This is a genomic window from Streptomyces sp. AcH 505, from assembly GCF_000818175.1.
Lineage (GTDB): Bacteria > Actinomycetota > Actinomycetes > Streptomycetales > Streptomycetaceae > Streptomyces.
In genome coordinates, this window is record NZ_JTIY01000002.1 from 764,613 (window position 1) to 774,704 (window position 10,092).

Consider the following 10,092-nt stretch of genomic DNA (forward strand, 5'->3'; position numbering starts at 1 on the left):
TGGCCGTCGGAGCCGCCGCAGGTCCGCCCCCGGACGCCCCCCACCGCGCGGGAGCGCCGCCCGCCCTGCCCGCCCCCACCGGACCGCATGCCGTGGGGCTGCGGACCCTGGAACTGCGCGACGGTTCCCGGCGCGACCCCTGGAACCCCGACAGGGCCCGCGAACTGATGGTCTCCCTCTGGTATCCCGCCCGGCTCTCCACGGCGCCTCGCGCGCGCTACGTCACCCCCCGGGAGTCGGCCATGATCCTGCGCCAGTACCGGATCGACGACGTCCCCCAGGACCTGCTCAGCCGCACACGCGTGTACGCGGAGCGCGCAGCGCCGCCCCTGCGGTCACCGGGCCGCGGTCTGCCCCTGGTCGTGCTGTCACCGGGCTTCGGCCTGCCCCGGTCCTCCTGCACCGCTCTGGCGGAGGATCTGGCCAGTCGCGGCTACGCCGTCGCCGCCGTCGACCACGCCTACGAAGCCGCTGCGATCACCTATCCCGAGGGCCGGGTGACCGGCTGCGGCGCCTGCCATCGGTCCCCGGACGGCACGCTGGTGGCCGCCACCCGGGCCGCCGATCTGTCCTACGTACGCTGGCAGTTGACGTCGCCCGGTACGGGGAGAGGCAGCGCGCCGGGCATGCGGGGTCTGCCGCCGCTCGACCCGGCGCGGGTCGCCGTCGTGGGCCACTCGATGGGCGGCGCCGCCGCGTTCGAGGCGGTCCGCACCGACCCCTGCTTCGCGGCCGGCGCCAACCTCGACGGTACGTTCCAGACGGCCGGGACCACGCCGGTGAACCGGCCGTTTCTGCTTCTGGGCGCAGGAGAGCACGGCAGGCCGGGCGCGGACCGGACGTGGGACCGGGTGTGGCGGCGGCTCTCCGGCCCGCGCCACTGGTACTCGGTGGCGGGCAGTGGGCATCTCTCCTTCACCGACTACGGGGTGTTCGGCGGACCGCTGGGACGCGCCGTGCCGGGAGCGTCGAAGGACGCGACGGCCGGGGAGGACGTACTGCGGCTCACCCGCCGGACGGTCGGGGCCTTCCTCGACGCGGAGTTGAGGGGGAGCCCGCCCGCGCTGCTGGAGGCCGTCGTGCGCGGCGAGCCCCGGATCCGCCGGCACGGCCGCTGACCAGGGCGGGTGCGTACTCGTCCGCGCCTGTCGCCGGCCGGGGGACCGGCCATGAAAAGCGGATCGATATCCGGGAGAAACGCGGGTTCCGTACGTTGGACAGGTGGGAGCACGGCCCCGCGGTCCCACGCCGAACCGCTCCCGACGTTTCCGGAAGGAATGCGACGTGACCAATCCGTTCGAAGACGCAGACGGCCGCTATCTGGTGCTGGTCAATGACGAGGGCCAGCACTCGCTCTGGCCGTCCTTCGTGGAGGTGCCCGCCGGGTGGACGACCGCCTTCGGCGAGTCGGACCGGGAGTCCTGCCTGGAGTACGTGGAGAAGAACTGGACCGACATGCGGCCCAAGAGCCTGATCGAGGCGATGAACGCCGACGTCTGACCGCGTCCAGGGTGTGCTCCCCGCACCTGCCCCGCCGGATCCGTCCGGCGGGGCAGGTGCTGTGTGGCGTGGCGGTGCTGTGCGGCGTTGTGGTGCTGTGCCGCCGCGGTGTGCGCCGCGGCCCCGAAGGAACACAACGCGTACGGCCCGCACACCCTGAAGGGGGCGTACGGGCCGTGCGGGGGGCGGAGCGTCATGCGGCGCGGGCGGGACGCGCCGGCCGGTTCACCCGGCGATACCCGCCCCGCAGGGCTGCGCCGACCGGGAGCTGAGTGCGTGCAGCCGCACCAACTCCTGCCAGCGGTAGCGCATCTCGCCCCAGGCACCACGCCCTACCGCTTCCAGCAGCTGCGCGTCCACCAGGGTCTCGATGAGGTCCTCGGCGTCCAGCTGGTCCATGTCCAGCACCTCCGCCGCCCTGGCCGCGCAGAAGTCGTGGTCTCCCAGACGGCTCAGCTCGCGGTAGGCGGAGGCCGCCCTCTCGTCCAGCTCACTCAGGCTGTTGTCGAGACGCGCCCGCAGTGAGTCCTCCCCGATGCTCAGCTCGGCCAGGCGGTCGGGGGACCGCTCCAGACGCCGTACGAGGTCATGGACGCGCCAGTGCTGCTTGGCCAGCAACCTGGCTCCGGCTGCCCGCAGCGCCAGCGGCAGACTGCCGCACAGCAGCCCGAGTTGCTTGGTGGCAGTGGGAAACTCCTCGGTCCGGGAGTCCCGCAGGACGGCGCTGAGCATTTCACGCGACTCGTCGTCGGACATCGGGCCGAGCCGCAGTTGCAGCACGCTGTGGTGCTGGAGGAGTTCGTCCAGGTTGACCGCGCCGGTGATCACCACCCGGCAGGCGCCGTCCTCCGGCAGCAGATGGCGCACCTGCGGGTATGACGACGTGTGGTCCAGGACCACCAGGATCCGCTTGCCCTTCAGGGCGGTGCGGTACAGCTCGGACGCCTCCGCCAGATCCGTGGGGAGCGAGCCCTCGGGGTCGAGATGGCGCAGGAACTGGTGCAGCACGTAGAGGGGTTCGCCGTGCCGGAGGTCGGCGAAGAGCCGGCCGTCGGGGAACGCGTCCGCCGACTCGTGTGCCCAGTGGACCGCGAGACTGGTCTTGCCGATTCCGGGGCTGCCCGTGATGTACGCGATGGAGGATGAATTCTGCGATGTTTCGCTGAGCAGTGCCTCGTTCATGAGCCACTGCTCCCGGCTACGGCCGATGAAGTACGGATCGCTCTTCGGAAGGGGGGAAGAGACTGTTACCGGTGTGCCGGGATGTGCGGCGGCAACACTCGGAGTGGGCGGTTGCGGAACCTCGTCACGCAGGATGGAATTGTGCAACTCCTGTAGCTGCAGGCCGAGTTCGAGACCGATTTCTTCTACGGAATGGCGTGTTCCGTCGCGGAAGGTTCTGAGCGCCTCCGCGCGGCGGCCGGACCGGTACTGGGCGAGCATCAGGTAGTACCGCAGCCGCTCCCGTAGTGGGCAGGCGCCGACCAGTGCCTGTAGTTCGCCCAGGACGGCCTGGTGCTCCCCGAGTTGGAGACGCAGCGCCATGTGCTGCTCGACGGCGAGCATCCGCTGCTCGTCGAGCCGGGCCGCCTCTGTCTCGGCGAACGGCGCGTAGACCCCGCCGAGTGCCGGTCCACGCCACAGGGCCAGGGCACCCCGCAACGCCGTGGCCGCGTCCGCCGTACGGCTCACCGCCGTCAGCCGGGCCGCCTCCTCGACGAGGCGCTCGAAACGCCGCGCGTCGAGTGACTCGTCGGCGAGGCTGAGCATGTAGCCCGGGATCGCCGTGATGATCGTCTCCTGCTCCCAGCCGGCGGCCCGGAAGACCTTGCGCAGTGTGGCGATGGAGATCGCGACCTGGGTGCGGGCGGTACTGGGTGGTCGTCCGTTCCAGACTTTCTCTATGAGGGAGTCGAAGGAGACGACCTGATTGGCCGACAGCAACAGGGCCGAAAGTACGGCGCGCTGCCGAGGCCCTCCTACCGATAGTGTCCGGCCCTTCATGCGTACGTCCAGCGGTCCGAGTATTCGGAATTCCAGACCGGTGCCGTTCTCTTTTGCGATGGCATCGGCGCATTGCGGGGCAGTGTGCTGCCCGGGCGGCGCCGATTCCTGTTGATCTGCTTTCTCGTCCCTTTGGGATATTATTTCTGAGTGGAACTCCATGGCTTCTTGAGACCCCCGTGTGAAGATGTGCTCGTGCTTGTTCGGTGCCATTTCACGGAGTGGGTTCAATCCAAACAGGGCTCTCCCGTCGCGATCGTGGGGGGAATTGGAGGGCTAGGTTCCGGATCTGTCGATGCGGCTCAACTGTGGTGTGCCGCCAGTGTCACGGACACGGTGCGCCCGGCTCGACGGTTCGAGCGGGCCTCTCGCACGCAGGCCTCAGTTGTGTGAAGTGGCTCGTCATCGGTCCCCCTGCCCTCCGTCGAATAATACGGACCCCCTCCGGTTCCAACACTCAACTTTCGACAGGTGTCGACTTGCCCTTCGTCAGGGTGGCTGCTTTCTCCCCTACCCTGTTCGGCGGCCATCTATCGCCCCACGATGCGTCACAATAGAGCGGTGCGGGGCCACTTGAAGATAAAACTCCTGGTGGTGGGCATTGCATGCCGGACGATCCGGTTCCGAAACGGCGGCGCAGGATTAGTACCGGGCAGAAGTGGGCAGCGGGCGCCGCACGTGCCGGATGGCCTGAACATTGCGGTCGACGGGTCCGGGCGTGCGGTCCGGGCACATTCCGGGGCCCGTTCCGCCGGCACACGTGGAAGGGCCGCCCGGCCACGAGGCCGGGCGGCCCTTCGTTTCGGGCGGCCGGGGGATTACCGCCCCGGTGGGCTCAGCCGTCGGACAGCCGCCGACGGCTGCGAGCCCACACGATTTCGAGAATCAGACCGGCGACGACCGCGCAGGCCGCCGCCGTCCAGGGCACTTCGACACCGACCAGCTTCAGCTGGAAGAAGTCCTGCAGCGACGGGACGATCAGCACCACGGCGAACGCCAGGCCCATCACAGCCACCAGGAGCACCCGCCACCAGGTGTACGGCCGCGCGATGATGGCCAGCGCCCACAGGGCGGTCAGGAACAGTGCCAGCGTCGCCGCGGAGGTCTCCGCGTCCAGGTTGTCGTCGTACACGGACCGTGCGAAGAAGTACGCCACCGACGTCGCGGCTGCCGCCAGCGCGCCGGCCGGCACGGCGAAGCGCAGCACCCGGCCGACGAAGTCGGGCCGGGCACGTTCCTTGTTGGGTGCCAGGGCGAGGAAGAACGCGGGGACACCGATGGTCAGCGAACCGATCAGGGTGACGTGGCGGGGCAGGAACGGGTACGGCGCCTGTGCGATCACGATGACCAGCGCCATCAGCACCGAGTAAATGGTCTTGGTGAGGAAGAGGTTGGCCACACGCTCGATGTTGCCGATGACCCGGCGCCCCTCGGCGACCACCGACGGCAGCGAGGCGAAGTTGTTGTCGAGGAGCACGATCTGGGCGACCGCGCGGGTCGCGGGGCTCCCGGACCCCATTCCCACACCGATGTCGGCGTCCTTGAGCGCCAGCACGTCGTTGACGCCGTCACCCGTCATCGCCACGGAGTGGCCCCGGGACTGCAGTGCGCCCACCATGTCCCGCTTCTGCTGCGGGCCCACCCGTCCGAAGACGGAGTTCTGCTCGACGGCGTCCGCCAGCGCCTCGGCGTCCTCGGGCAGGGACCTGGCGTCCACCGGCCGTTCGGCGCCCGGCAGTTGCAGCCCGGCTGCCACCGCTCCCACCGACACCGCGTTGTCGCCCGAGATCACCTTCGCCGCGACCCCCTGGTCGGCGAAGTATCGCAGGGTGGCCGAAGCCTCGGGCCGGATGCGCTGCTTGATGACGACCAGCGCGCACGGTTCCACCGCGGAAGGCACCGCCGAGGGGTCGGCCAGCAGCTCGTCGAGCGGCCGGGAGCTGCGGGCGAGCAGCAACACCCGCATCCCGCGGGCGCCGTACGAGTCGGCGGCCGTGAGCATGGAATGCCCGGCCGTGAGCATGGTGTCGGGCGCGCCCAGGAGCCAGGCCGACTCCCGGCCCGACGGCTCGGTGAACGCGGCGCCGCTCCACCGGCGCGCTGACGAGAACGGCGCGGTGTCCCGGCACCGCCAGCCCTGCGGAGCGGGGAACCTCTCGATGATCGCCTGCAGGCTGGCGTTGGGACGCTCGTCGGCGGCGCCGAGCGCGCCGAGCACGTCGTCGACGGGCACGTCGGGCGCCAGCGGCAGCACCTCGTCGACATCCATCGACGCCTCGGTGAGCGTTCCCGTCTTGTCCAGGCAGACGGTGTCCACCCGGGCCAGTCCCTCGATCGCGGGAAGTTCCTGCACCAGACACTGCTTGCGGCCGAGCCGGACCACACCGACCGCGAACGCCAGAGAGGTGAGCAGGACCAGGCCCTCCGGCACCATCGGCACCAGCCCGCCCACCATGCGTCGGACCGCCTCGGGCAGGTCGTCGTCGTTGACGAGCAGCTGGGTGATGATCAGAGCGATGCCCGCGGGGACGATGGCATAGGTGACGAACTTCAAGATCCGGTCGATGCCGTTGCGCAGCTCGGAGTTGACGAGCGTGAAGCGCCGCGCCTCCTCGGCCAGTTGGGCGGCGTATGCCTCGCGCCCCACCCGGGTCGCGGTGAAGACACCGGCCCCGGCCACCACGAAGCTGCCCGACATCACCGCGTCCCCGGCGTGCTTGTGGACCGGATCCGCCTCGCCCGTGAGCATCGACTCGTCGACCTCCAGGTTGTCGGCGTCGATGAGCGTCCCGTCCACCGCGATCTTGTCGCCCTGGCCCAGGTCGATGAGGTCGTCGATGACGATGTCCGAGGCGCTGACGGTGCTCCGCTGCCCGTCACGCCAGACCCGCGGCCGGCTCTCCCCGACGATCGCGAGCTGGTCGAGCGTCCGCTTGGCACGGACCTCCTGGAAGATACCGATCAGTGTGTTGGCGAGGATGACCCCGCCGAACAGCGCGTCCTGCACGGGCCCGACCACCACGATGATGACGAAGAGCACGCCGATGATCGCGTTGATCCGGGTGAAGAGGTTGGCCCGGACGATCTCGCCGGTGCTGCGGCTCGACCGGAGAGGGACGTCGTTGACCCGGCCGCTGGCGACGCGTTCGGCGACCTCGGCCGTGGTCAGTCCCAGGGCCTTGGGGGACGGTGGCACTTCCGGTGGCGCTTCGCCGCCTCCGCACGCCAAGGTCTCGGCGGATCCGCCGGGCTCGTCCAGCCGCTTCTTCATCCGTGGGCTCCTCCGCATACGTCGCTCACCCGCGCTGTCCGCTCACCGTTGCCGGGTTGTCCCAGGCGAAGGTAAAACCCGGACACGAGGCCTCACCAGGCACGAACGACGTTTCTTCGACTGACTTTCGACAGGGTTGCCGACCGGTGCGGCCAGCACTTCCGGCAGGCGCCGGACCTGGCCGCGGCAGCCCCGTCGCGTGCCCATACGGGCTCGATAGCGAAGGCATAGGAAGCCTTCGTAGCGTGCGCACCGGTGCGTTCGAGGCCGTATCCATCGCCCACTGCGAGCAGCCCGGAGGACTTTCTTGCCGACCCCGTTGAGGCAGGCGACATGATCACTCATCTCACCGAAGAGGCCGCGGTCACCGCCGAGGCCGCTCGCGCCACTCTGCCCGACCGGGCCACCGCGGCCGAGCTGGGACGGACGTACGACGTCGTCCCGCTGCACCAGGAATTCCTGGCCGACGTGATGAGCCCCGTCACCGCCTACGCACAGCTCTGCGGCCCGGACGAGCCGGGCTTCCTGCTGGAGAGCGTGCCGGTGTCGGGCGGGGTCGCCCGGTACTCGTACGTGGGCCACCGGCCCGTCCTGCTCGACCTCCCCGACGGTGATCCGCTGAGCGCGCTCCGGCGACGGCTCGCCGCTTCGGAGGCCCCGGTGCCGGGGCTGCCGCCGTTCCACGGCGGGGTCGTCGGACATCTCGGCTACGAGTCGGCGTGCCACTTCGAGGCGCTGCCGGTGGCGGACGGGCCGTCCCCGGGGCTCCCGGAGTCCGCCTTCCTGGCCGTCGAGGACCTGGTCGTCTTCGACCACGCCACCCGACGGATCCTGCTGATCACACTCCATCGGCCGGCGCACGAGTCGTACGACGACGCCGTCGCCCGGCTCGGGGAGCTCAGCCGCCGGCTGCGCGCCACCGCACCCTCCGCCGGATTCACCGGCCGCCCACTGGACCGCACCGGCGAAACCCCGGAGAGCGACACGGCGGGCTGGACGGCGAACCTGACGGAGCGGGAGTTCGCCGAGCGGGTCGAGCGGGCCCGCGCCTACATCGCGGCCGGCGACGCCTTCCAGATCGTGCTGTCCCGGCGGCTGAGCAGACCGCTGCGCGCCGCTCCGCTCGACCTGTACCGCCACCTGCGGGCCACCAACCCTTCGCCGTACATGTACCACCTGAGCCTGGGGGAGGGCCGGCACGTCATCGGCGCATCGCCCGAACTCCTGGTCAAGGCGGAGGGGCGGCGGGTGGAGACCCGGCCGCTGGCAGGGACCCGGCCGCGCCATCCGGATCCGGCGGCCGACGCGGAACTGGAGCGGGAACTGCTCGCGGACGAGAAGGAGCGCGCCGAGCACGTGATGCTGGTCGACCTCGGACGCAACGACCTCGGCCGGGTCACCGAACCGGGCACCGTCCAGGTCGAGCAGCTGATGCACGTCGAGCGGTTCTCCCACGTGATGCATCTTTCGTCCACCGTCTCCGGACAACTGGCACCTGGGAAGACGGTGTTGGACGCCCTGCGGTCCACCTTCCCCGCCGGGACCCTGTCGGGTGCCCCGAAGATCCGGGCGATGGAGATCATCGCGGAACTCGAACCTGAGCAGCGGGGCGTCTACGGCGGAGCCGTCGGCTTCGCCGGCCACGACGGCCTGGCCGACTTCGCCATCGCCCTGCGCACGATCGTCGTCGCCGACGGCACGGTGCACGTCCAGTCCGGTGCGGGCATCGTCGCCGACTCCGACGCCAGGTCCGAGTTCCGCGAGACCCTGCACAAGGCCAGGGCGATGCTCACCGCCGTACGCCGCGCCGAAGGGGAGGCGCGGAGATGACCACCACCGGCGTGCCGTCCACCCGGCGCCCCCGCGTCGCGGTGATCGACAACTACGACTCGTTCACGTACAACCTGGTGCACCACGTGGCCGAAATGGGGGGCGCTCCCACGGTGTTCCGCAACGACGCGGTCACCGTCGCCGAACTCGCCCGGTACGACCTGCTGTTGATCTCGCCGGGGCCGTGCACCCCCGCAGAGGCGGGCGTCTCGGTCGAAGCGGTCCGCGCACTCGGCGGACAGCTGCCCATCCTCGGTGTGTGTCTCGGCCATCAGTGCATCGCAGCCGCCTTCGGCGGATCGGTGGTGCGCGGGGAGCCCGTGCACGGCAAGACGTCACAGGTGCACCATGACGGCAGCGGTGTACTCGCCGGCCTGCCGAACCCCTTCACGGCCACCCGCTACCACTCGCTCGTCGTCCCCGAGGACTCGCTGCCGGACGAACTGCGCGCGGTGGCCCGCACCGCGGACGGCACACTCATGGCCCTCAGCCACCGTGACCGGCCCACCTACGGCGTGCAGTTCCACCCCGAGTCGGTCCTCAGCCCCGAGGGAAAGCAGCTGATCGCGAACTTCCTGGAGAGCAGCGATGATTGAGCTACTGCGGGCGGCCGCACGACGGCCCCTCACCGAGACCGAGGCCGCCGAGGCGATGCGGGTGATCATGCGCGGAGAGGCCACCCCGGCACAGATCGCCGGGCTCGCCCTGGCCTTGACCGTACGGGGCGAGACCGTCGGCGAACTGACCGGGATGGCCACCGCCGCCCAGGAGTTCGCCACTCCGGTACGGCTCGAAGGGGACGTGCTCGACACCTGCGGCACCGGGGGCGACGGCCTCAACACCTTCAACATCTCCACCGCCGCCGCGATCGTGGCCGCTGCGTGCGGCGTACGGGTCGCCAAGCACGGCAACCGCAGCGCCTCCTCCGCCTGCGGCAGCGCCGACGTGCTGGAGGAACTCGGGGTCCGCATCGACCTCGGCCCCGACAAGGCGGCCGCCTGCCTCGAAGAGGCCGGCATCACGTTCCTGTTCGCCCCCGTCTTCCACCCGGCCTTCCGGCACACCGCCGCACCCCGCCGTGAACTGGGCACCCGCACGGTCTTCAATCTGCTCGGACCGCTGTGCAACCCGTCGGGTGCCCGGCTGCGCACCCTGGGGGTGCCCGACGCCGGCCTCGTCGAGCCGATGACGGAAGTCCTCGGCCGCCTCGGCGTCACCCGCGCCCTGGTGTTCCACAGCGAGGACGGCATGGACGAACTGAGCACCGGCGCACCGGCGTACGTGGCCGAGCTGCACGACGGCAAACGCACCCACTACCGCTTCGACCCCGCAGCGCTCGGCCTGCGGCCGGCCCGGCCCGCCGACCTCACCGGAGGCGACCGCACGGCCAACGCGGCCGTCATCCGGGGCGTGCTGGCCGGCGAGCCGGGCCCCGCGCGCGACGTCGTCCTGCTCAACACGGCCGCCGCCCTGCGGGCCGCCGGCAC

At 70.7% G+C, this 10,092-nt stretch carries 7 protein-coding genes; 5 read left to right on the top strand and 2 right to left on the bottom strand.

Translation table 11 applies throughout. The features are described 5' to 3' along the window. Window positions 1-1,118 (top strand): lipase (locus HY68_RS33435; RefSeq protein WP_078864066.1); only part of this gene is annotated, 1,118 nt, incomplete at its 5' end. 166 nt (window positions 1,119-1,284) lie between these two features. Then, entirely contained in the window at window positions 1,285-1,500 is a 216-nt protein-coding gene (locus HY68_RS33440; RefSeq protein ID WP_041998986.1) for an MbtH family protein, read from the top strand. Window positions 1,501-1,725: 225 nt separating this feature from the next. Here the strand turns inward: HY68_RS33440 and HY68_RS33445 are convergent, their stop codons facing one another. Together HY68_RS33445 and HY68_RS33450 are read right to left on the bottom strand one after the other, a co-directional pair. Next, window positions 1,726-3,717: a BTAD domain-containing putative transcriptional regulator gene (locus tag HY68_RS33445; protein WP_347560676.1), complete on the bottom strand. Its 1,992-nt coding sequence runs from the start codon at window positions 3,715-3,717 to the stop codon at window positions 1,726-1,728. 622 nt (window positions 3,718-4,339) lie between these two features. Then, on the bottom strand, window positions 4,340-6,775 hold the full coding sequence (locus tag HY68_RS33450) for an HAD-IC family P-type ATPase (RefSeq protein ID WP_041998989.1): 2,436 nt from the start codon (window positions 6,773-6,775) through the stop codon (window positions 4,340-4,342). A gap of 333 nt (window positions 6,776-7,108) precedes the next feature. Here HY68_RS33450 and HY68_RS33455 point away from each other — a divergent pair, with 333 nt between their 5' ends. From HY68_RS33455 to trpD, 3 genes are all read left to right on the top strand, one after another. Beyond that, a complete protein-coding gene (locus HY68_RS33455) occupies window positions 7,109-8,605 on the top strand; it encodes a chorismate-binding protein (RefSeq protein WP_052457418.1) in 1,497 nt (498 codons plus the stop codon). After that, the gene (locus tag HY68_RS33460; protein WP_041998993.1) at window positions 8,602-9,201 is read left to right on the top strand and encodes an aminodeoxychorismate/anthranilate synthase component II; all 600 of its coding nucleotides are present in this window, start codon (window positions 8,602-8,604) and stop codon (window positions 9,199-9,201) included. The genes HY68_RS33455 and HY68_RS33460 overlap by 4 nt, the downstream gene beginning before the upstream one ends. Next, the coding region (gene trpD, locus HY68_RS33465) for an anthranilate phosphoribosyltransferase (protein WP_041998996.1) at window positions 9,194-10,092 on the top strand (899 nt) is incomplete at its 3' end. The genes HY68_RS33460 and trpD, both read left to right, overlap by 8 nt.